Genomic DNA, 21984 nt, shown 5'->3' on the forward strand with positions numbered 1-21984 from the left:
CGCTCACTTGAGGAACCCGCGGCGCGCGTCGCCGGGTGCCGGCTGCTCGTCGATGACCTTGAGCCGCTCCGAGGAACTCAGCTGCCACGGCACGGAAGTCACCATGACGTTGGGCTCGAAGAGCAGTCGCCCCTTGAGCCGCAACGCACTCTGGTTGTGCAACACCTGCTCCCACCAGTGCCCGACCACGTACTCGGGGATGAACACGGTGACGACGGTGCGTGGCGAGTCCTTGATGATCCGCTGGACGTAACTCAGGATGGGCCTGGTGATTTCGCGGTACGGCGACGCGATCACCTTGAGCGGCACGGTCACGTCGCTGTCCTCCCACTTGTGCACCAGCGCGTGTGCCTCTTCGTCGTCGACGTTCACCGTGATGGCCTCGAGGACGTCGGGTCGAGTGGCCCTGGCGTAGGCCAACGCCCGTTTGGTCGGCAGGTGCAGGTTGGACACCAACACGATGGCGTGATTGCGGCTGGGCAACACCACGTCGCCCTCCTCGGCAGCGCGGGCCTCCAGCTCCGTCGTGACGGTGGCGTAGTGCTTGTGGATCAGCTTCATGAGCCCGAACAGCGCGCCCATGGCCAGGATTGCGATCCACGCGCCGGCCCGGAACTTGGTGACCACGACCACCACCAGCACGGCGCCGGTGCACAACAGTCCGATCGCGTTGATGATGCGGGACCGGTACATCCTGCGCCGCTGGATGGCGTCGGTCTCGACGCGCAGCAGCCGGGTCCAGTGCCGCACCATGCCGATCTGGCTCAGCGTGAAGCTGACGAACACGCCGACGATGTAGAGCTGGATCAGCGCGGTCACCTCGGCGCGGAAGGCCACCACGAAGGCGATCGCCGCGAAGGCGAGGAAGAGGATGCCGTTGGAGAACGCCAACCGGTCACCGCGAGTGTGCAACTGGCGGGGCAGGTAGCGGTCCTGGGCCAGAATCGATCCCAGGACGGGGAACCCGTTGAAGGCGGTGTTGGCGGCCAGCACCAGGATCAGTGCCGTCACCCCCGCGATCAGGTACAGGCCCACCGGAAAGTCGTGGAAGACCGCGTCGGCCAACTGCGCGATCAACGTCTTCGGGTGGTATCCGGCAGGAGCGCCACCCAACTGGTCGACGCTGTCGACCACCTTGGCTCCGGTTTCCTTGGCCAACACGATGATTCCCATGAACAGCGACACGGCGATACCGCCGAGCAGCAGCAGGGTCGACGCCGCGTTGCGCGACTTCGGCTTCTTGAAGGCGGGCACCCCGTTGCTGATGGCCTCGACTCCCGTGAGCGCGGCACAGCCCGACGAGAACGCCCGCGCCACCAGAAACACCATCGCAAAGCCAAGGACGTCACCGTGTTCGGACTTCACGGTGAAATTCGCCGTCTCGGCCCGAAGGTTGTCGTTCAGGACGAAGATCTGGAACAGCCCCCAGCCGACCATGACGTACATGCCGATCATGAAGGCGTAGGTCGGGATCGCGAACGCCGTGCCGGACTCCCGGATGCCGCGCAGATTCAGCGACGCCAGAAGCAGAATGGCGGCGACGGCGAACAGCACCTTGTGCTGCGCGATGAACGGCACCGCGGAGCCGATGTTGGACATCGCCGACGCCATCGACACCGCCACCGTCAGCACGTAGTCGACGAGAAGCGCGCTGGCCACCGTCAACCCCGCGGTGGGCCCCAGGTTGGTGGTCACCACCTCGTAGTCGCCGCCACCGGACGGATATGCATGCACGTTCTGGCGGTAGCTCGCGATGACGACGAGCATCACCGCCGCGACGGCAAGGCCTATCCACGGCGCCATCGTGTAGGCGCTGAGGCCGGCGACCGACAGCACCAAGAAGATTTCCTCCGGTGCGTAGGCCACGGACGACAGGGCGTCCGAGGCGAACACGGGCAGCGCGATTCGCTTGGGCAGCAACGTGTGCCCCATGGCGTCGCTGCGGAAGGGTCTACCCAGTAGCAACCGGCGAGTAGCGGTCGAAAGCTTGGACACGAGAGCCAAGAGTAAGCGTACGGGTGAATGGCTGTAGCGTTCCGAGTGCGCAGGTTCGCCACAATCCGTTTCTGCCGAACCACTGGGAGGATCGACGCGTGCGTGTAGTCGTAATGGGATGCGGCCGAGTAGGCGCGTCGCTGGCCGATGGCTTGGCCCGGATTGGGCACGAAGTCGCGGTTATCGACCGCGATGGCACCGCCTTTCACCGCTTGTCCCCCGAGTTCCCAGGTGAGCGTGTCCTTGGGATGGGATTCGACCGGGAAGTGCTGCTGCGGTCCGGCATCGAGGGCGCGGGTGCGTTCGCCGCTGTCTCGTCGGGTGACAATTCCAACATCATCTCCGCGCGAGTCGCGCGCGAAACGTTCGGTGTGGAACGCGTCGTCGCCCGCATCTACGACGCGAAGCGTGCCGCCGTCTACGAGCGGCTGGGCATCCCGACGGTGGCGACGGTGCCGTGGACGACGGACCGACTGCTCAACGTCCTGACCCGCGAGAGCGAGACCACCAAGTGGCGAGACCCGTCGGGCAACGTCGCCGTTGCCGAACTCCCGTTGCACGAGGGCTGGGTGGGCCGGCGGGTGACGGCGTTGGAGTCGGTGACCGGTGGGCGCGTGGCGTTCATGATTCGCTTCGGCACTGGGTTGCTCCCCGACAAGAAGACCGTCATCCAGGCCAGCGATCAGGTCTACATGGCGGCCATCTCCGGTCACGTCGCCGAAGCCATGGCCATCGCCGCACTCCCGCCAGGTGAGGACGCCGATGACAAGTGACGGACCAGGAGAGGCACAGTGAAGGTCGCCATCGCAGGGGCCGGCGCCGTCGGCCGGTCCATCGCCAGGGAACTCGTCGAGGCCCACGACGTCACGCTGTTGGAGCGCAACCCCGATCACATCGACGCCGAGGCCATCCCGTCCGCGCACTGGCGGCTCGGTGACGCCTGCGAGCTGACCCTGCTCGAAGCCGTCGGCCTCGAAGAATTCGACGTCGTCATCGCCGCAACCGGTGACGACAAGGCCAACGTGGTGCTGAGCCTGCTGGCCAAGACCGAGTTCGCGGTGGCGCGGGTGGTGGCGCGCGTCAACGACCCCCGCAACGAGTGGCTGTTCGACGAGGCATGGGGAGTCGACGTCGCGGTGTCGACCCCGAGGATGCTGGCCTCCCTGGTCGAGGAAGCGGTGTCGGTCGGCGACCTGGTCCGCCTGATGAGCTTCCGCAAGGGGCAGGCCAACCTCGTCGAGATCACCCTGCCCGACGACACGCCATGGGGCGGCAAGGCCGTCAAGCGGCTGGAACTACCCCGCGACGCGGCCCTGGTGACGATTCTGCGGGGTGCCCGCGTGATCGTCCCCGAGAACGACGAGCCGCTCGAAGGCGGCGACGAACTGTTGTTCGTCACCACCGACGAGGTCGAGGATCAGTTGCGCGAGCTGCTGCTCCGCCCGCGCTGACCCGTCAATCGGAGGCAGCGAGGGCGGGCGGCGGCGTCACGCGGTCGTGACAGCGAGCCGACGCCTCCGGTGACACCAAACCCATGTCGCACTGCCGGTTGCTGATGCCGACCCCGGAGACGACCCCGGCGACGGCGAACAGCACCGCAACCACGATCGCGCCCGACCGGAAGCCGGCGAAGTCCATTGCCGTCGACGCCGTCGCGCCGGCCCCGACGATCACGCCGGTGAACGCCACCGCGATCAGCCCGGCCACCCGCGACACCGCGTTGTTCACTGCGGAGCCGATGCCGCTCTGCGCCGGGTCGACCGCCGCAAGGACAGCCGCCGTCAACGGTGACACCGTGACCGACAGGCCCACCCCGAAGACGATCAGACCCGGCAACATCTGAGTCCAGAAGTCGAACGGCGCGCGCGCCGTCGTCATCAGCAGGAAGCCGCCCGCGGCGATCAGCGGGCCCACGGCCATGAAGACCCGTGGCCCATGCGTTCCCGCCAAGGATCCGAACCGGCGGGCGAGGAAGAACGACAACACCGGAAGCGGCAGCGTCGCAAGCCCTGCGAGCGCCGCCGACATGCCGACCGTCTCCTGAAGGAACAGCGCGACGATCAACGTGCCGAGGGACACCGCGGCGTAGAGGAACACCGTCGCCAAATTCCCGACGGCGAAATTGCGAGAGGCGAACAGTCCCAGCGGCATGATCGGGTTCGGCACGCGCCGCTCCCAGAACGGGAAGGCGACCAGACACGTCACGCCGAGCACGAACCCGGAAATCACCGCGGGATGGGTGGGACCGAGTCGTTGCTGCTCGATGAGGGCGTACACCGCCCCGGTCAGCCCGGTGGCGCACAGCGCGGCTCCCCCGACGTCGACGCGTCCCGACCGTCCCGTGCTGGCCTTCTCCCGACCAAGCCGCGTCGTCAGGTACAGGGTGACGGCCAGCGGCAGCACGTTGATCCCGAAGACCCACCGCCAGTTCAACGCGTCCACCAGCAGCCCGCCCAGCGGCGGTCCCACCACGAACGCCGTGCCCGTCCACGCCGTCCAGGTGCCGATCGCGGCGGCTTGGCGTGCCCCGGTGAACCGGGAGTTGATCATCGCCAGCGAGCTCGGCACCAGGAAGGCCGCACCGACGCCCTGCAGGCAGCGCGCCGCGACGAGGATCCAGCCCGTCGGGGCAAGCGCACACAGCAGGGATGCGACGGCGAACACGGCCAACCCGGTCCGCAGCACCGCCAGCCTGCCGAACTGGTCGGACACGGCGCCGGCGACCAGGATGAGCGCACCGAGAGCCAGCAGGTAGCCGTCGACGACCCATTGTTGGAGGGCGAGCCCGCCCCCGAAGTCCGTTGCGATCGCCGGCAGCGCCAGGTTCACCACCGACCCGTCGAGGAAGGCCACGAACGACGCCAGTACCGCAACCGCGATCAGCGTTCGATCGGGCGCGTCGTAGCGCGGTGCGGTGGTCAGTCGGCCCGTGCCTCTTCGGCATGCGGTTCCGCGTTCTCCGCGGCGTGAAGGGCTCGCTGAGCGGCCCGGATCGCGAGGTAGGTGACCAGCGCGGCGACGGCCGTCAACGGCCAGCCCATGGCAATGCGCGCGACCCCGAGCAACCCGGTCTGGTCCTCGTCGTAGAGGCGGTTCTGCACCAGGAACCGGGCGCCGAACACCAAGGCCCAGACACACGTCGCGATGTCGAACGCCGTCAACGCGCGCCGGACGCCCCGCCAGTCACGATCACGCCCGTTGACCCAACCCCAGGCGTAGCCGACGATCGGCCGTCGGATGACGACCGAGAGCGCGAAGACGCCCGCGTAGACCAGCGACGACCAGATGCCCAACAGGAAGTACCCCTTGGACTCGCCGACCAGGTAGGCGATGCCGGCGCTGACCCCGACGGCGAAGAAGCCGGATATCGCCGGTTGCAACGTCTCCCGGCGCGCCAGCCGCCACACCAGGATGAGCGTCGCCACGCCGAGCGCCGCAGCGATGGCCCACTTCAAGCCGAACAGCGACGACACCGGCACGAACACCAGAACGGGCAGCGACGAGTAGATCAGGCCGCTGACACCGCCCATCTGCGCCAGGATGGCTTGGGCATTCAGCTTGTTCTCGGGTTCATCGGGCGCTACGGCCTCGATCTCCTCCGCCGTCCCCTTGTCGGGGTGGGTCACTTCTGAATCTCGTAGTGCGGGTTGTAGATCGCCTTCGTGCCGTTCTCGAGCTTGCCGAGGCGGCCGTGCACCCGCAACGTGCGACCTGACTCGATGCCAGCGATGCGCCGCTGGCCGAGCCAGACCAGCATCACCGCATCGGTGCCGTCGAACAGTTCGGCGCGTACACCGCCCGCGCAGCCCTTGGCGTTGGTCTCGACACACCGCAGCGTGCCGACCATCGTCACTTCTTGGCCGCGCCGACAGTCGATGGCCTTTTGCGCGCCGGTGTTCGCGGCTTCGTCACTGAGTTCCTCGACGTCCTGCTGTTCGGGGTCCTCCGTGAGCCGACGCGTCAGCCGACGTAGATAACCTTCGGCCGTAGCCATGGTCTCTCCTACCCAAGTGGTGGATCACCCGTTGACCCACCTCTTAACCAACGCCACGGTAGACCTCTTGGTTCCGATTTGCCACGTGGCGCACAGGTTGGACGGTTACCCTTCCGCGGAGCGTTTCAGTCCCACCGCGTGGACGTGATTTGACGCACACGGCACGATCGAACGATGGCCGTCACCCTTCGCGGCGTCTCGGTGGTGTTGTTGCCAGGCACCGGATCCGACGACGACTACGTCTACCGCGCATTCTGCGGGGCCCTGCACGACGTCGGCGCCGTGGTGGTGACTGCGGTTCCCCAGCCGTCCCGGCTCGTCGAGGGCTACGTGAAGGCCATGGACGACGCTGCACGGCAGGGCCGGATCGCCGTCGGCGGAATTTCGATCGGCGCCGCCGTCGCCGCGTCCTGGGCGTTGGCGAACCCCACCGCCGCGGTCGCCGTTCTGGCCGGCCTGCCCGCGTGGACGGGCTCACCGGAGAACGCGACGGCCGCGCTGGCCGCGCATTACTCGGCGAGCGTGCTGCGGCGCGACGGGCTGGCGTCGGCGATCAGCCAGATGCGGGACTCCAGCCCAGCGTGGTTGAGCGCCGAACTCACGCGGTCGTGGGTCGGTCAGTGGCCCGACCTTCCCGACGCCATGGACGCCGCCGCCCGGTACGTCGCTCCGACGGGCGCGGAGTTGGAGAGGCTCGCGGTCCCGATGGGCATCGCGGCCGCCACCGACGATCCGATCCACCCGCTGGAGGTGGCGGTCGAATGGGCGGCCGCGGCTCCCGCGGCCGCGCTACGCACCTTCACCCTCGACGAACTCGGTGCCGATCCCGGCATTCTCGGGACGGCGTGCGTCAGCGCGCTGATGGAGCTGTGAGCCGGCGCTAGCCGCCGGTGATCGTGCGGAGCTGCTGCATCGCCGAACCCTGCTCGCTGCGCCGCGCCGCCGGCTCGGGCGGTGGCGGCTGCGGCACGTACTCCTGCCCGGCTTGGCGTGCCTGCTCGGCCATCATCTGTTCGGCCCTGGCCCGCAGCCGAGCGACGAGGGACTCCGACAGCTGCAGGGGAAGCATGTTGCGCACCGGCTGCGGCGTGTCACCTCGCTTGACAACGGTGTCGGACAGCGCATTTCGTAGATCGCGGGCGATGGCCTCGGCGTTCTCCGGCGATCCGACCGCGGCGCCGCGCACCATCCAGCGGTACCCGTCGACTCCGATGAACCGCATCACCACGGGCTCGGGACCGTTCGTCATGTGCCCGACGACCTCACGTCCCCACGGCCCGTCCTGGATGCTGACCTCGGCCGATTCGTTGCGCAGCGAATCGGCCACCTCGGTGACCACCTCGCGCCACAGGCCCCCCGCCTTGGGCGCCGCGTAGGCCGTCACGTTGTAGCGGCCGTGCGACGTCACCATCCACGCCATCGTCGGCACACCCTGCTGGTTGACCTCGACGGCGAGCTCGGCGGCTTCGTTCTCGGGGATGAGCACGGCACCGAGGTCGTGTCGACCCACCAGCGCCGTCTCCGCGTCGTCGAAGTCCTCGATGTCGAACGGACCGTCGAGGTCGTCGTCGGCGACGGGAGCCTTGACTTCTGCGGACTCCGTGCCCGGGGTGTTCTCGTCGCCCTTGTCGCCGCTCTTGCGCTTACCGAATGCCATCACAAACTCTCGTGTCCGCCGGAGGAACCGTGGCCGCCTGCGCCACGGGTGGTGTCAGCCAGGCCGGCCTCGTCGAACGACGTGACCTCGACCAACTCGGGTAGTTCGACCCGCTGAACGAGGAGCTGCGCGATGCGGTCGCCGCGTCGGACGATGATCGGCTCCTCGGGGTCGAGATTGATGAGTGTCACCTTGATTTCGCCTCGGTAACCCGCGTCGACCGTACCGGGGGTGTTGACGATCGAAAGCCCAACGCGCGTGGCGAGTCCCGATCGCGGATGGATCAGACCCACCATCCCGTAGGGGATGGCGACGGCGATCCCGGTGGGAACCAAGGCACGCCGGCCAGGGGTGAGCACGATGTCGACTGCGCTGTAGAGGTCGACGCCGGCGTCGCCGGCGTGCGCCCGGGTGGGCATGGGCAGGTCGCGGTCCAGCCGCACGACCGCCAAAGAGGTGGACACGACCACGGAGATTACTCTTGGCCGGGTGTCCGATACGCGCGCAGCCACCGAAACGGTGCGTTACCAAGAGCGACTGAGAGTTCCGCTGTGGTGGTGCCTGCCCGCATTCCTGCTGGCCGTCATCATCGCCTACGAGGTGAACCTGGGCGTGCGATCGCTCCCCGACTGGGTGCCGTATGCGCTGCTGCTCCCGGTCGCGGTGGCGGTCCTGGTGTGGCTGGGACGGGTCGACGTCCGTGTGGTCAGCACCTCGGACGACGGGACCGGGACCGAGCTGTGGGTCGGTTCGGCGCATCTGCCCGTCGGCGTGATCTCCCGGTCGGCGGAAGTGCCAAAGTCGGCGAAGTCGGCGGCCCTTGGCCGTCAGCTCGATCCGGCGGCGTACGTGGTACACCGCGCCTGGATCAAACCGATGATCCTCGTCGTGCTCGACGATCCAGACGACCCGACGCCGTACTGGTTGGTGAGTTGCCGTCGACCCGAGCGGGTGTTGGCGGCGTTGCGCAGCTGACCGGTCAGGCCGCGCAGTCGGTGCAGACCATCATGCCGCCCTTTTCGCTGGCCAGCCGGCTGCGGTGATGCACGAGGAAGCAGCTGGAGCAGGTGAACTCGTCGGCCTGCTTGGGGACCACCCGAACCGACAGTTCCTCGCCGGACAGATCAGCCCCCGGCAACTCGAAGGACTCGGCTGACTCGGACTCGTCTACGTCGACGACCGCCGATTGAGCCTCGTTGCGCCGGGCCTTCAGTTCCTCGAGCGAATCTTCGGAAACTTCGTCGGTCTCGGTGCGCCGTGGTGCGTCGTAGTCGGTAGCCATCCTCATCCCCTCCTTGTCGATCCGTCGTGGAGCGACAGAGCTTTCTACCAGCGCAGAACGCATCCACCAAACGATTCGTGCCCGTCGGGGCGCCGGATTGAATGTGAGTTATATCACATCGTAAAAGACCTGGTGGCGACCGGTGACGGGCGCTGGCCTTACAGTGCAGGGGTGGTAGCGCAGATCACCTCGGGTACGGCATTCGACAAGCACGGCCGCCCGTTCCGCCGAAGGAACTTCATTCCCGGCATCGTCCTCATGGTGGCGCTTGCCGTCGTGACGCTGACCGTCTGGGTCATCGCGTTCAACCAAACCCCCGACGTGCGGCAACAGGCTGCCTGCAACCCGCCGCCCCCGATGGCCGACGCCACCCAGACCGCCCTCGGTGAACCGGTGAACCCGGCGACGATGATGGACGTCACCCCGGCGAAGCTCGCCGACACGAAGATTCGGGTGCTCAACGCCAGCGGCCAAGGCGGACAAGCCGGCGAGGTGGCCGGTGCACTGCGCGATCTGGGCTACGCCCCACCCACCGCAGGCAACGACACCGTCTACGAGAACACCCGGTTGGCGTGCCAGGGCCAGATCCGGTTCGGCCCGTCAGGGCGTGCGGCCGCCGCCGCGCTGTGGCTCGTCACGCCCTGCACCGAACTCTTCCAGGATCAGCGGCCCGACGACACCGTCGACCTGGCGATCGGCACCGAGTTCTCCGACGTCAGCCACAACGACGACATCGACGCGGTCCTTGCGAGCCTGCGCCCCGACGCCACCCAGCCCGCCGACTCGGCGCTACTGAAGAAGATCCACACCGCCGCCTGCTGAGCCGGTCAGAACGCGCCGGCACGGCGCAGTGCCTCGTCGAACTCTGCGGCGATCCCCGGTGCGGCGGCGACGATCAAGCTGGCTTCCCCGGCGGCTTCCTCGATCGGCGGCAGGTGCAACCGCGCACCGGCCTCCTCGGCGATGAGCGCGCCCGCGGCCCAGTCCCACACGTTGACGCCCAGCTCGTAGTACGCGTCCAGGCGACCGGCCGCCACCATGCACAGATCCAACGCGCACGAGCCGATCCGCCGCACGTCGCGGACGTCGGGTATCAACCGGGCCAGCACCTCGGCCTGCACCAGACGCCGCTCCGGGGAGTATCCGAAGCCGGTGCCCACCAACGCCATCGACAGGTCGGCGACCGGGTTGCAGCGCAACTGCGTCGACGCACCGTCGCGCCGCACGAAGGAGCCGGCACCCCTGGCCGCGGAGAAGATCTCACCCGTCGGGACGTTCGCGACGGCACCCGCCACCGACCGCCCGTCGACCTGAACGCCGATCGACACCGCGTACGCCTCGATGCCATAGACGAAGTTGACCGTCCCGTCGATCGGGTCGAGAACCCACGTCGGCCTGCCAGGAAGGCCGATCGCCGAGCCGCCCTCCTCCTCCCCGACGATCGGATCACCGGGTCGCAGCTCGGCAAGTCGGTCGCGCAGCAGCCGTTCGGTCTCGGTGTCGACGATCGTGACGGGGTCGGTCGGGGTGCTCTTGGTGCGCGTCGCTGCGGCCGCGTCAACGGACGACCCGTCGCCGAAAACCTCGGCGCGGCGATGTCGGACGAAGTCGGCGGCCTCCTCCGCGAGCAGTTCGGCGACGGCCCGAAGGCGGCCCGGATCATGGTCGTCGGTCACCCTCCCATCGCAACACATCGCCTGTGGCGAGGCACTAGTGTGTGGTTGGCGTCGCACCTGTCGGCCTCTCCCAGAGGAGCGCTCAATGACCGAGACTTCCCCCTCCAGCTCGAACGACGAGGGTTCCCCACGCCGCGGTTTCGGCGTCGACGTCGGCGGAAGTGGGGTGAAGGGCGGCATCGTCGACCTCGACACCGGCCAGCTGATCGGTGAACGCTTCAAGCTCCCGACGCCCCAACCGTCGACGCCCGACTCCGTGGCCAAGACCATCGCCGAGGTCGTCGAGAAGTTCGGCTGGGAGGGAGGGCTCGGTGTCACCTACCCGGGCGTCGTCACCGACGGAATCGTGCGGACGGCAGCCAACGTCGACAAGGGCTGGATCGGCACCAACGCCCAAGAGGTGATCGGCGCCGCCCTCGGTGGCAGGAAGATCACCGTTCTCAACGACGCCGACGCGGCAGGGCTCGCCGAGGAGAAGTTCGGTGCAGGCAAGGACAACACCGGGGTGATCGTGCTGCTGACCTTCGGCACCGGCATCGGGTCGGCGGTGATCCACAACGGAGTGCTGCTACCCAACACCGAGTTCGGGCATCTGGAAGTCGGCGGCAAGGAAGCCGAGCACCGTGCCGCGTCGTCGATCAAGGAAGCCAAGGACTGGAGCTACGAGCGCTGGACCAAGGAAGTCACCAAGGTGCTCATCGCCGTCGAGAACGCCATCTGGCCGGACCTGTTCATCGCGGGCGGCGGCATCAGCCGCAAGGCCGACAAGTGGATTCCGTTGCTGGAGAACAGAACCCCCGTGGTGGCGGCTGCGCTGCAGAACGAGGCTGGCATCGTCGGCGCCGCCATGGCCGCCGAGGTGGCTCAGCGCTGAGGCGCGCCCCTACTCGTCGCCGAGCACGCCGGCCCGACTGGCCAGTTCCGAACGGGTGCGGACGGCGAGTTTCCGGTAGACGCTGCTGAGGTTGTGCTCGACGGTCTTCGGACTGATGAACAGGGCCGTCGCAATGTCCTTGTTCGTCTTGCCCGCCGCCGCCAACCTCGCCACCCGCAGTTCCGACGCGGTCAGCTCGGAGTGATTCGTCCGCGGAGCGTCCGTTCGCTTGAGCTCGGCGCCAACTCTGTTGGCCCACAACGGCATGCCCAATTCACCGAACGTCTCGAACGATTCGCGGAGGGTGGCGGCCGCCAGGTTCTTCTTGCGCTGGCGGCGCAGCACCTGGCCGAGGAACAACTGGGTGCGCGCCCGCTCGAACGGCATCGGCAGCCTGTCGTGCTGCACCAGCGCCCACCGAAGGGTGTCCTCGGCGTCGGCGAGATCACCGGCGGCCGCCTGCAGCATGCTTCGCCCACGGGCACCGGCCGCCAACATCCACGGCCGGTCCAGCTCGGCGCCGTGCAATTCCATCGCCTTCACCAACGGCGCCGCCTCGTCCAGTCGACCGAGCGCGACCATGGCCTCGACGGCGTCCGGCACGTACGACACCGGGAAGGCGCCTCGCGCGTCGCCGTCCTCGCGCTCGGCAAGCAAGGGCTGCAACACGTTTAGGGCCTTCTCGTAGTTGCCGAGCGACACCTCGAGGAAGCCGAGTGCGATCAGCGGCCGGATGGTCAGGAACGGCGCCCCGCACTGATGCGCTCCGGCGATCGCCGCCAGGACGTCGTCACGCACGGTGCGCTCACGACCCAGATATGCCAACGCCAGGGCGCGTTGGGTGCGACCGACGACCACCGGGTAGCCGCCGCCGAGGTTCTCCCCCCGTCGCACCATGTCCTGGGCCACGTCCGCGGCCACCGAGAAGCGCCCCAGCCAGGTGTAGACCATTGCCAGGTGACCCGACACGAACACCAGGTCCGCGTCGGAGCCCATCTCGACGCAGCGTCTGCGCGCGGCGATCAGGCCGGCGAGTGCCTCCTCGAGGCCACCGGTCCACGACAACGTCACGGCGTCGACCACACTGGCCCGGCAGTGCGCCGCGACGTCGGGATCGGGCACCTCGAGTTCCAGCGCGCGGGCCAGGGCGGTCCCGTCTCGCCTGAGACCGTGCGCGCAGTCGAGCATCACGGTCAGCGACAGCGCCTGGCTGACGAGCTTGGCGTCGCCGAGCCGTTCGGCGTGGACGACGGCGGACTTCGCCTCGGTCCGTGCCTCTTCCTGATGACCGGTCATCGAACGTGCCCGGGAGAGCAGCAATTTTGCCTTGACCAACAACGCCGGATCGTCGAATGCTTGGTTGACGGCCTCGACGAGCAACGGAAGCGCGCCCGCGTAGTCGTGCTCGGACATTCGAGCCGCACCAAGCAGGTTCAGCGCGGCGGCACGGACCCCTCCGACGGGGAATCCGTCGACCACCGGCTCGATCATCCTCCGGGCCCGACGCGTCTCGCCTGCCCGTAGGTGTTGTTCGGCCGCGCTGAGCCGACGAGTGGGCGTGTCACCGCCGAGACCGATCGCCAGTTCGTAGAGATCCGCCGCCGCGGCGGCGGCTCCCCGACCCACGGCGGCCGCGGCGGCGTCGTCGAGGGCGTGCAGGGTGGCCGGCTCGGCGCTCGCGGCGCCCAACGCCATGTGGCGGGCCTTGAGTTCGGGCCGCGACTCGACGGCAGCAAGGGCCCGATGCATCCGACGACGGCGGGCAGGACCAGCGTGGGTGTAGATGCCGCGGGCCAGCAGGGGGTGGGCGAACACCACGCTGTTGCCGTCGATCCGGACGATGCCCTCGCGTTCGGGCCCTTCCAGCAGTTCGACGACGCGCTCTACGGACAACGCGGTGGCTGCGGCGACCACGTCGACCGTGGCGTCGCCGACCGAGCAGGCGGCGAGCAACATGTCGCCGACCTGGCCGTCGAAGTGTTCGGTGCGCAGCCGCACCAGTTCGGTCAGGGTGCTCGGCAGTACCGCGTCACCGACCGACGATCGCCCGTCGACGCCCCGGGCCAATTCCAACGCGTAGAAGGGATTACCGCCGGACACCTCGGCGATGCGCACCATCGTCGGCCGGGGAAACGCCTTGCCGAAGCGCTCCAAGATCATGGTGTGCAACGCCCGCAGGCTCAGCGGGCCGACCCGAACCCGCGTGACGGCGTCCGGGATCTGCAGATGCAACCAGTCGGCCGGGTCGGGCTCGGTGGCGTGCGCGCGGGCGGTCAGAAGCAGGCCCACGCGGCCGGTCAGCCGGCGCGCGGCGAATGCCAACGCTGCCCGGCTCGACACGTCCAACCATTGGACGTCGTCGACGGCCACCAGGATCGGCTGCCGGGCCGCCATCGCCGTGAGGACCGCCGCCACTGCCGACCCCGTCACCCGCTGATCGGTGGGCGGCCCCTCGCTGCCCGTCCGAAGGAGGACCCGGTCCAGCGCAACGCGTTGAAGTTCGGGCAGACCCGCCAGCACCTCCGGCTCGACGTCCTGCAGCAGATCCGCGACCGCGGCGTAGGCCAGGACGGACTCCGCCTCGTCGGCCCGCGTGGACAACACCCGGAAGCCGTGCTCACCGGCCTGCTCGACGCCGTAGAGCCACAGGGTGGTCTTGCCGATGCCCGGCTCCCCCGCGATCACCAGGGCGGACGGCGCCATGCCGGCGGCGCCGAGCAGGTCGTCGACCGCTTGGCGCTCCTCCGAGCGAGTTACCGTTGCCACAGGCACGTCCCCATCATTGCAGCTAGCAAATGCAATTGCGCGGACTAGGGAGAATCAGTTTCCGGTAATGCGCCCGACTTCAGTGTCGTCACGGCGCCGTTCATCGGGACGAATCAGCGCGGGCGGGTCCAATCGTGGCAATCGAGTGGCTGCCGGAGCCAGTTGCCCGTCCCACGACGAACATGCGTGTCGGCCCGCACCGAAAGCGGCTCGCCAGACGGTCAATTTACCGCTCGTAGCGGCAGTTGCCCACTCTGTCGTTACAATGGTTGACGGCGGCCTCATCACGGATGGCGGCAGGTATCCACGCAGATAACAAACGCCATCAACAGACAGTCGACGTTTTACGGTGGCGCACGCCCACGCTACCGAGTCTCGCAAGACCGAAGGGGTGCACGTGGCAGCGACGAAGGTAAGCCCGGCGATAGAGGAGCCGGTGAAGCGCACCGTCACCAAGGCTCCCGCCAAGAAGGCGGCGGCGAAGGCAGCCAGCGGTACCGCGCCCGCCAAGAGGGCCGCGAAGGCTCCCGCCAAGAAGGCGGCCGGCTCGCGGGCCAAGAAGACCGACGGCGACGAGGTCGCCTCGGGCGACGTCCTGGACGCCGGTGACGATCTCGAAGCCGAACCCGACGAGGAGCTCGAAGCCGACGTCGAACTCGAAGACCTGGAGGTCGTAGAGGTCGACGACGTCGCCGTCGAGGGCGCGGCAGTCGTCGACCCGAAGGCCGCCAAGGACGGCGCGGACGACGAGGACATCTCCGAGCCGTCCGAAAAGGACAAGGCCTCCGGCGATTTCGTCTGGGACGAAGAAGAGTCCGAGGCGCTGCGGCAGGCCCGCAAGGATGCCGAGCTCACCGCCTCCGCGGACTCGGTGCGGGCGTACCTGAAGCAGATCGGCAAGGTCGCGCTGCTCAACGCCGAGGAAGAAGTCGAGCTCGCCAAGCGCATCGAAGCCGGCCTCTACTGCACGCAGAAGATGACCGAGTTCGCCGAGGCGGGCGAGAAGCTCACCACCGCGCAGCGGCGTGACTACCTTTGGATCTGCCGCGACGGCGACAAGGCCAAGAACCACCTTCTCGAGGCCAACCTGCGCCTCGTCGTGTCGCTGGCCAAGCGCTACACCGGCCGTGGCATGGCGTTCCTGGACCTCATCCAGGAGGGCAACCTCGGCTTGATCCGCGCGGTCGAGAAGTTCGACTACACCAAGGGCTACAAGTTCTCCACGTACGCGACCTGGTGGATCCGCCAGGCCATCACCCGCGCCATGGCCGACCAGGCCCGCACCATCCGCATCCCGGTGCACATGGTCGAGGTCATCAACAAGCTTGGCCGCATCCAGCGTGAGCTGCTTCAGGACCTGGGTCGCGAGCCCACGCCAGAAGAGCTCGCCAAGGAAATGGACATCACGCCCGAGAAGGTGCTGGAGATCCAGCAGTACGCACGTGAGCCGATCTCCCTCGACCAGACCATCGGCGACGAGGGCGACAGCCAGCTCGGCGACTTCATCGAGGACTCCGAGGCCGTCGTGGCCGTGGACGCCGTGTCCTTCACCCTGCTGCAGGATCAGCTGCAGTCGGTGCTGGAGACGCTCTCCGAGCGCGAGGCAGGCGTCGTCCGGCTGCGGTTTGGCCTGACCGACGGTCAGCCCCGCACCCTCGACGAGATCGGCCAGGTCTACGGCGTGACGCGCGAGCGGATCCGTCAGATCGAGAGCAAGACGATGTCGAAGTTGCGTCACCCGAGCCGCTCTCAGGTGCTGCGCGACTACCTCGACTAGCCGTGGTGGTGGCCCCGTGACGCCACAGCGCGTCAACGTGTCGTCGGGTTCGGCCTTCGAGGCCGAAGTGGGGTACTCCCGCGCCGTCAGGACGGGGCCGCTCGTCGTCGTTGCGGGGACCACCGCGCCGGGGCCTGACGTCGCCGCTCAGGCGCGAGAGGCCTTTCGGCGCATCGAGATTGCGCTCGGGGAAGTCGGCGCGTCCCTGGGCGACGTGGTCCGCACGCGGATGTTCGTCACCGACATCACGTCCTGGCGCGAGGTCGGCGCGGTGCACGCGGAGGTGTTCGGCACCGTGCGACCCGTGGCGACCATGGTCGAGGTCTCGGCGTTGATCGCCGCCGACCTGTACGTCGAAATCGAGGTCGACGCCTACCTGTCGGACTGAGCCCACGGCGCGAAGCGACCGTCGGGCCCGGGCACATACGGCGTGACACTGGTCACAGCTGCGACGGGAAGTGGCCCGTACAAATGCGGGAAGGTCATCGACTCCGGATCGGTCGGCACGCCGGGTTCCCACCGCACCGGGTCGCTCAAGAGTCCCGGATCCACTCGCAACACGACCATGTCGAGCTGGCCCGCGTACAACCGGTTCGCAGGAAGATGCACCTGCTCGGGCGCCGAAAGGTGCACGAAGCCTTGGACATCCAGCGACGGAGGCCGCCTCTCGCCGACTGCCGTCGCGGCATTCCACTCGTCGGACGTACAGAGATGGAGCAGCTCTCGCGGCGTCGGACCCATGCCGTCAGTGTGCCCGGCCGAAACGTTCGGCGCGTGAGACACGACACACCGGTTAACGACCGGGGAACAAGGCCGGAAGTGAAAACGTCTGACAGAGTGGAAGAAAGCACGTAGCAGATATGGAGGAGGCGCCATGAACGCAACTCTGACCAGCCCAGAGCTGACCCGGGCTGATCGCTGCGACCGATGCGGCGCCGCCGCCCGAGTCGTCGCGAAACTGCCGTCGGGTGCTGTCCTGTTGTTCTGCCAGCATCACGCAAACGAGCACGAGGCCAAGTTGGTCGAGCTCGCCGCCGTGCTGGAGACCAGCAAGGTCGATTCGTAACTTTCACTGAGCCACCACTCCGCGCACGAGATTGCGCGGTCGTGAATGCTGGTGTGGTCATGAACGACGAGCACACGCCGGCCAAGCCGTCCCGACGCCATGCCTGGCCCGTATTGAAGCGCACCCTTGGCAAGAGTTGGGACGACTCGATCTTCTCGGAGTCGGCGGCGGCGGCATTCTGGAGCGCACTGTCGCTGCCGCCGCTGCTCCTCGGAATGCTGGGCAGCTTGGCCTACATCGCGCCACTGTTCGGTCCGAACACGTTGCAGACCATCGAAGACCGACTCGTGAGCACCGCGGGAAACCTGTTCTCCAGCAACGTGGTCAACGAGATCATCGCGCCGACGGTGTCCGACATCGTGGCGGGGGCGCGCGGCGAGGTGGTGTCGCTGGGCTTCGTGATCTCGTTGTGGGCCGGGTCCTCGGCGGTGTCGGCATTCGTCGACGCGGTCGTGGAGGCGCACGATCAGACCGAACTGCGCCACCCGGTGCGCCAACGCTTCTACGCCCTCGGCCTGTACGTCATCGGGTTGGTGTTCATCATCGCCACGGCGCCGCTGCTGGCGATCGGGCCCATGAAGATCGCCGAGCACATTCCGGAGAACTGGCAGTACTTCCTGAGCTACGGCTACTACCCCGTGCTCTTCACCGCCCTGGTGATCGCGATCACCATCCTCTACCGGGTGGCGCTGCCCCGGCCGTTGCCCTCACACCGACTGGTCTACGGCGCGATGCTGGCGGCGATCGTGTTTCTGGTGGCCACGCTGGGCTTGCGGATCTATCTGACCTGGATCACGGCGACGGGCTACACCTACGGCGCCCTGGCGACACCGATCGCCTTCCTGCTGTTCGCGTTCTTCCTCGGCTTCGCCATCATGATGGGAGCCGAGCTCAACGCCGCGATTCAGGAGGAGTGGCCCGCTCCCGACACCCACGCCAAGCGACTGAAGGGCTGGCTGGAGGACAAGGCGGACGAGCGCAACGGCGACACGAAGGAGCGACGCTCGGCGGCGAGCGCAGACGCCCCGTCCGCCGACCGCTCGGGAACTATTTCTTGAGCTGCTCGTAGATGCGCTTGCAATCCGCGCACACCGGCGACCCCGGCTTCGCCGACTTGGTCACGGGAAACACCTCGCCGCACAGGGCGACGACGTGGGTGCCTTCGACGGCGCTCTGGACGATCTTGTCCTTCTTGACGTAGTGGAAGACCTTGGGAGTGTCGTCATCCGTTCCGTCGTCGACGCGTTCGTCGGTGTCGGGGCGCTCGATGGTCTGGGTGTCCATGCAGCCATTGTGCCCGGGAAGCGATCTGTAAGAAACCGGACCGATTGATGACGCCCGATCTGTGGAACAGTGGAGTCATGAAACACGGCCCAGAGCTGAGTTTCGACGACGATGGTCGACCGGTTCTCATCACGCGCGCGGCGCAGCCCTACGAAGAGCAGCATCGCGAGAGGGTACGCAAATACCTCAAGATCATGTCGTGGCGAGTTCCCGCACTCCTTGGCGCCGCGCTCGCGTATGGAATTTGGCACAACGGACTGATTTCGCTCGCGATTCTGGTGGCGTCCATCCCGCTGCCGTGGATCGCCGTGCTGATCGCCAACGACCGACCTCCGCGCAAAGCCGAGGAACCGCGGCGATACCAGGACAAGGGACGCATTCCCCTTTTCCCCACCGCCGAGCGCCCGGCACTGCAGGCGCGCGTCCGCCCCGCGCCGCAACCCGAGTCGGCGGAATGGCAGCGCGACGTTCCCTGATCTGAGCCTTCTTCCCGCATTCTCAGGAGAATCTCAGGTCGACGGCCGATAACTGCAGGTCAGAAGGTGTGAAACCGTCGGCCCGCGGGAACTCTTGGAACCAGACGAGCGTTGTAGCTCATGACAGTTCCAGCAGAGCAGGAGGCCGTAATGGCAAACGCCACCGCAAGCCGCATCGATTCCGATCTGGACTCCCAGAGCCCAGCCGCAGACTTGGTGCGCGTGTATCTGAACGGCATCGGCAAAACTGCCTTGCTGAACGCGGCAGACGAGGTTGAACTCGCCAAACGCATCGAAGCTGGGCTTTATGCGCGACACATTCTCGACACCAAGAAGCGTCTCGGCGAGAACCGCAAACGAGAGCTGGCAGCGGTGGTCCGCGACGGCGAGGCGGCTCGACGCCACCTGCTCGAGGCCAACCTGCGACTGGTGGTGTCGCTCGCGAAGCGCTACACCGGGCGTGGCATGCCGCTGCTCGACCTCATCCAAGAGGGCAACCTCGGACTCATCCGCGCGATGGAGAAGTTCGACTACGCCAAGGGCTTCAAGTTCTCCACCTATGCCACGTGGTGGATCCGTCAGGCGATCACGCGCGGCATGGCTGATCAGAGCCGCACCATCCGCCTGCCCGTGCACCTCGTCGAGCAGGTCAACAAGCTCGCCAGGATCAAGCGCGAAATGCACCAGAACCTCGGGCGGGACGCCAGCGACGAGGAGCTCGCGGAGGAATCCGGCATTCCGGCCGAGAAGATCGCCGACCTGCTGTCGCACAGCCGGGACCCGGTGAGCCTCGACATGCCCGTCGGCAGTGACGAGGAGGCACCGCTGGGTGACTTCATCGAGGACGCGGAGGCGATGTCGGCCGAGAACGCGGTCATCTCCGAGCTCCTGCACACCGACATCCGGCACGTGCTGGCCACGCTCGACGAGCGCGAGCAGCAGGTGATCAGGCTGCGCTTCGGCCTGGACGACGGCCAGCCGCGGACCCTCGACCAGATCGGCAAGCTGTTCGGACTCTCGCGTGAGCGAGTGCGCCAGATCGAACGCGAGGTCATGGCCAAGTTGCGCCACGGTGACCGCGCCGAGCGGCTGCGGTCCTACGCCAGCTAGCCCCAACTGCTGCGACGACGAAGCGATGCCCGCCGCGCCTGCGGCGGGCATCGCGCCGTGCATCTGGTCCCGGCCATGCTGCATCCCAGTTCAGGCGCCGTCACCGGTAGACTCGCAATGCAACGGAGGGCTGCGAATGAACGATTTGATCGATACCACCGAGATGTACCTGCGGACCATCTACGACCTCGAAGAAGAGGGCGTGGTGCCGCTGCGTGCCCGAATCGCGGAACGGCTTGAGCAGAGCGGTCCGACCGTAAGTCAGACCGTCTCCCGCATGGAGCGCGACGGGCTGCTGCACGTGGCCGGCGACCGGCACCTCGAACTGACCGACAAGGGCCGCGCCTTGGCCGTGTCGGTGATGCGCAAGCACCGGTTGGCGGAGCGACTGCTGGTCGACGTCATCGGGCTGCCGTGGGAAGAAGTGCACGCCGAGGCGTGCCGTTGGGAACACGTCATGAGCGAGGACGTCGAGCGGCGCCTGGTCCAGGTCTTGGACAACCCGACCACCTCGCCATTCGGCAACCCGATTCCGGGGCTCTCCGAGCTCGGCGTCCCGACGTCGGACGTCGACGACGTCAGCCTGGTGCGACTCACCGAACTGCCGACGGGCTTCCCCGTCGCCGTCCGGGTCCGCCAGCTCACCGAACACGTCCAGGGCGACGTCGAGTTGATCGCCCGGCTCAAGGACGCCGGCGTGGTGCCCGACGCCAGGGTGACCGTGCAGGTGAGCGACCACGGCAGCGTGTTGATCGTGATCCCCGGCCACGAACAGGTCGAACTCCCCCACCACATGGCACACGCGGTCAGGGTGGAGAAGGTCTAACCGGCCCGCTTGCCGACGCCTTGGCGCGGTGGCAGGCGTACCCCCAGTCGTTTGGCCAACCGGTAGCCGGTCTGCGCCAGTTCGCGGATCTGATCGGGTCGCATGCCGGATTGCAACGCCTGATCCAGCATGACCGCCATGCGGTGACCACCGTCGCTGCGCAGGGCCGCTTCCAGCGACACCCCTGCGAGGGGGCCGTCACCGCGCGCATAGGCCGAAAACGCAAGGAGCACCAGAGCTTCCACCCGCCACGGGTCGGGTAGCGTCCGCGCCAACAACGCCCACAGCGTTTCGGCTCGGTCGGCCTCCCGCCCGACGGCGAGCGCATACAGGGTGTCCCGCACGCGAGTGTCGGCGATCGCGCACCCCACCGCGGCGAGGTCGTCGTCTTCGGGGACCATTCCCTCGGAGAGCCCGCGCGCCACGGCGAGCGCATGTTCGACGTCGCGGCGCGCGTCGACGTCGGGCCGAAGCTCACCGTCGTGCTCGGCGAGCAGCATCGCCGTACGCAGCCCCTCGGCGCGCACCGGGTCGACTGCGACGACCGCCTGCAACTCCGCTCGCCGCGCATAGAGGCGACGCCCCTCGAGCACGGCGGCCGCGGCCATGGGCGACGACATGGGATCCTCGACCGCCCCCGCACCCGGTTCGCCGTCGACCCGATGCCACTGGCCACCCTCCTCCAATCGGTCGACGACGTAGGCGGCGAGCAGTTCGACGCACCGGCCCTCCAGGTGTTCGGCCAGCACGTCGGCCAACACCCGGTGCTCGTCGAGACACATGCGGCACGCGGCGCCGTCTTCGTCGACGATCACGGCCACCACGGCGTCGGGTCCGTTGGTGGCGGCGACGTCGACCAGATGGGCGAGGGACTCGTCGAGCTCGCCCGTCAGGTCGACGCGCATCACGCAGCCCAACTCGTCGTCCTCGAAGGTCACCAGAACCAGGGAGTGCTCGGGCACGAAGCCGAGGACGGCCGGTAGGGCGGCGATCAACGCCGCTGGGCTGGTCGGGTGGAAGTCGGAGGCTTTGAAAGTCGTCATGGGCAGAACTTCGCAGCACCCACCCACGGTTTTCGCCGCCGCGGACCGATGGCGCGGGCCGCTGTGGATGAAGTGACGTCTGGGGATGACCGGCGTTGTTCACCCGCTGTTGACGTACTCGCCATGCAAGATGACGCCGGGCGGCGTACACCTGTTGC

25 protein-coding genes are annotated in these 21984 nt (G+C 67.7%); 13 read left to right on the forward strand and 12 right to left on the reverse strand.

Annotated features, from left to right (window positions below; all coding sequences use genetic code 11):
• Positions 1–3: 3 nt before the first annotated feature.
• Entirely contained in the window at positions 4–1995 is a 1992-nt protein-coding gene (locus B1790_RS17055) for an APC family permease (RefSeq protein ID WP_079924461.1), read from the reverse strand.
• A 98-nt stretch (positions 1996–2093) separates the two neighbouring features.
• On the opposite strand from B1790_RS17055, the gene B1790_RS17060 reads away from it, so the two are divergent.
• The gene (locus tag B1790_RS17060; protein WP_079924462.1) at positions 2094–2768 is read left to right on the forward strand and encodes a TrkA family potassium uptake protein; all 675 of its coding nucleotides are present in this window, start codon (positions 2094–2096) and stop codon (positions 2766–2768) included.
• An 18-nt stretch (positions 2769–2786) separates the two neighbouring features.
• On the forward strand, positions 2787–3446 hold the full coding sequence (locus B1790_RS17065) for a TrkA family potassium uptake protein (protein ID WP_079924463.1): 660 nt from the start codon (positions 2787–2789) through the stop codon (positions 3444–3446).
• Between the two features lie 4 nt (positions 3447–3450).
• Here B1790_RS17065 and B1790_RS17070 read toward each other — a convergent pair whose 3' ends face one another.
• From B1790_RS17070 to B1790_RS17080, 3 genes are all read right to left on the reverse strand, one after another.
• Entirely contained in the window at positions 3451–4917 is a 1467-nt protein-coding gene (locus B1790_RS17070) for an MFS transporter (RefSeq protein WP_255407281.1), read from the reverse strand.
• Entirely contained in the window at positions 4914–5525 is a 612-nt protein-coding gene (locus B1790_RS17075; protein WP_079924547.1) for a DUF3159 domain-containing protein, read from the reverse strand. Before B1790_RS17075 ends, B1790_RS17070 begins: the two co-directional genes overlap by 4 nt.
• A 92-nt stretch (positions 5526–5617) precedes the next feature.
• Complete coding sequence (locus B1790_RS17080; protein ID WP_056548580.1) at positions 5618–5989, reverse strand: OB-fold nucleic acid binding domain-containing protein; 372 nt, start codon at positions 5987–5989, stop codon at positions 5618–5620.
• 174 nt (positions 5990–6163) lie between these two features.
• Here B1790_RS17080 and B1790_RS17085 point away from each other — a divergent pair, with 174 nt between their 5' ends.
• Positions 6164–6862, forward strand: coding sequence for a hypothetical protein (locus B1790_RS17085; protein ID WP_079924464.1), 699 nt, complete (start codon positions 6164–6166; stop codon positions 6860–6862).
• A 7-nt stretch (positions 6863–6869) separates the two neighbouring features.
• Here B1790_RS17085 and B1790_RS17090 read toward each other — a convergent pair whose 3' ends face one another.
• Complete coding sequence (locus B1790_RS17090) at positions 6870–7646, reverse strand: DUF3710 domain-containing protein (RefSeq protein ID WP_079924465.1); 777 nt, start codon at positions 7644–7646, stop codon at positions 6870–6872.
• Positions 7646–8110: a dUTP diphosphatase gene (gene dut, locus B1790_RS17095; RefSeq protein WP_079924549.1), complete on the reverse strand. Its 465-nt coding sequence runs from the start codon at positions 8108–8110 to the stop codon at positions 7646–7648. The genes B1790_RS17090 and dut overlap by 1 nt, the downstream gene beginning before the upstream one ends.
• Positions 8111–8135: 25 nt before the next feature.
• Between dut and B1790_RS17100 the strand changes: the two genes are divergently transcribed.
• Positions 8136–8621, forward strand: coding sequence for a DUF3093 domain-containing protein (locus tag B1790_RS17100; protein ID WP_079924466.1), 486 nt, complete (start codon positions 8136–8138; stop codon positions 8619–8621).
• Between the two features lie 4 nt (positions 8622–8625).
• Here B1790_RS17100 and B1790_RS17105 read toward each other — a convergent pair whose 3' ends face one another.
• Positions 8626–8928, reverse strand: a complete 303-nt coding sequence (locus B1790_RS17105; RefSeq protein ID WP_079924467.1) for a DUF4193 domain-containing protein — start codon at positions 8926–8928, stop codon at positions 8626–8628.
• Positions 8929–9099: 171 nt separating this feature from the next.
• Here B1790_RS17105 and cei point away from each other — a divergent pair, with 171 nt between their 5' ends.
• Positions 9100–9750: an envelope integrity protein Cei gene (gene cei, locus B1790_RS17110; RefSeq protein WP_079924550.1), complete on the forward strand. Its 651-nt coding sequence runs from the start codon at positions 9100–9102 to the stop codon at positions 9748–9750.
• A 5-nt stretch (positions 9751–9755) separates the two neighbouring features.
• Here the strand turns inward: cei and B1790_RS17115 are convergent, their stop codons facing one another.
• Entirely contained in the window at positions 9756–10622 is an 867-nt protein-coding gene (locus tag B1790_RS17115) for an inositol monophosphatase family protein (protein ID WP_079924468.1), read from the reverse strand.
• A 67-nt stretch (positions 10623–10689) separates the two neighbouring features.
• Between B1790_RS17115 and ppgK the strand changes: the two genes are divergently transcribed.
• Positions 10690–11478 carry a polyphosphate--glucose phosphotransferase gene (gene ppgK, locus B1790_RS17120; RefSeq protein WP_079924469.1) on the forward strand — a complete coding sequence of 263 codons (789 nt, stop codon included), beginning with the start codon at positions 10690–10692 and terminating at the stop codon, positions 11476–11478.
• 9 nt (positions 11479–11487) lie between these two features.
• Here the strand turns inward: ppgK and B1790_RS17125 are convergent, their stop codons facing one another.
• On the reverse strand, positions 11488–14244 hold the full coding sequence (locus B1790_RS17125) for a LuxR family transcriptional regulator (protein ID WP_233165161.1): 2757 nt from the start codon (positions 14242–14244) through the stop codon (positions 11488–11490).
• Positions 14245–14593: 349 nt separating this feature from the next.
• Here B1790_RS17125 and B1790_RS17130 point away from each other — a divergent pair, with 349 nt between their 5' ends.
• Positions 14594–16021, forward strand: a complete 1428-nt coding sequence (locus tag B1790_RS17130) for an RNA polymerase sigma factor (protein ID WP_079924471.1) — start codon at positions 14594–14596, stop codon at positions 16019–16021.
• A 16-nt stretch (positions 16022–16037) separates the two neighbouring features.
• On the forward strand, positions 16038–16409 hold the full coding sequence (locus tag B1790_RS17135) for a RidA family protein (RefSeq protein WP_079924472.1): 372 nt from the start codon (positions 16038–16040) through the stop codon (positions 16407–16409).
• Here B1790_RS17135 and B1790_RS17140 read toward each other — a convergent pair.
• On the reverse strand, positions 16394–16762 hold the full coding sequence (locus tag B1790_RS17140) for a DUF952 domain-containing protein (RefSeq protein ID WP_079924473.1): 369 nt from the start codon (positions 16760–16762) through the stop codon (positions 16394–16396). The genes B1790_RS17135 and B1790_RS17140 overlap by 16 nt on opposite strands.
• A gap of 133 nt (positions 16763–16895) precedes the next feature.
• Between B1790_RS17140 and B1790_RS17145 the strand changes: the two genes are divergently transcribed.
• A complete protein-coding gene (locus B1790_RS17145) occupies positions 16896–17087 on the forward strand; it encodes a hypothetical protein (RefSeq protein ID WP_056548606.1) in 192 nt (63 codons plus the stop codon).
• Positions 17088–17146: 59 nt separating this feature from the next.
• Complete coding sequence (locus tag B1790_RS17150; RefSeq protein WP_079924474.1) at positions 17147–18145, forward strand: YihY/virulence factor BrkB family protein; 999 nt, start codon at positions 17147–17149, stop codon at positions 18143–18145.
• Here B1790_RS17150 and B1790_RS17155 read toward each other — a convergent pair.
• Positions 18135–18371, reverse strand: coding sequence for a DUF3039 domain-containing protein (locus B1790_RS17155; protein WP_056548608.1), 237 nt, complete (start codon positions 18369–18371; stop codon positions 18135–18137). The genes B1790_RS17150 and B1790_RS17155 overlap by 11 nt on opposite strands.
• A 77-nt stretch (positions 18372–18448) precedes the next feature.
• Here B1790_RS17155 and B1790_RS17160 point away from each other — a divergent pair, with 77 nt between their 5' ends.
• The 3 genes from B1790_RS17160 (at position 18449) to B1790_RS17170 (ending at position 20783) form a co-directional block, all read left to right on the forward strand.
• The gene (locus B1790_RS17160; protein ID WP_142271351.1) at positions 18449–18847 is read left to right on the forward strand and encodes a DUF3099 domain-containing protein; all 399 of its coding nucleotides are present in this window, start codon (positions 18449–18451) and stop codon (positions 18845–18847) included.
• Positions 18848–18967: 120 nt separating this feature from the next.
• Entirely contained in the window at positions 18968–19957 is a 990-nt protein-coding gene (locus B1790_RS17165; RefSeq protein WP_255407280.1) for a sigma-70 family RNA polymerase sigma factor, read from the forward strand.
• A gap of 136 nt (positions 19958–20093) precedes the next feature.
• Positions 20094–20783, forward strand: coding sequence for a metal-dependent transcriptional regulator (locus tag B1790_RS17170; protein ID WP_079924476.1), 690 nt, complete (start codon positions 20094–20096; stop codon positions 20781–20783).
• Here B1790_RS17170 and B1790_RS17175 read toward each other — a convergent pair.
• The gene (locus B1790_RS17175; protein WP_079924552.1) at positions 20780–21826 is read right to left on the reverse strand and encodes a DUF4192 domain-containing protein; all 1047 of its coding nucleotides are present in this window, start codon (positions 21824–21826) and stop codon (positions 20780–20782) included. The genes B1790_RS17170 and B1790_RS17175 overlap by 4 nt on opposite strands.
• Between the last annotated feature and the right edge of the window lie 158 nt (positions 21827–21984).

The organism is Mycobacterium sp. AT1, from assembly GCF_002043095.1.
In the GTDB taxonomy this organism is placed as follows: domain Bacteria; phylum Actinomycetota; class Actinomycetes; order Mycobacteriales; family Mycobacteriaceae; genus Mycobacterium.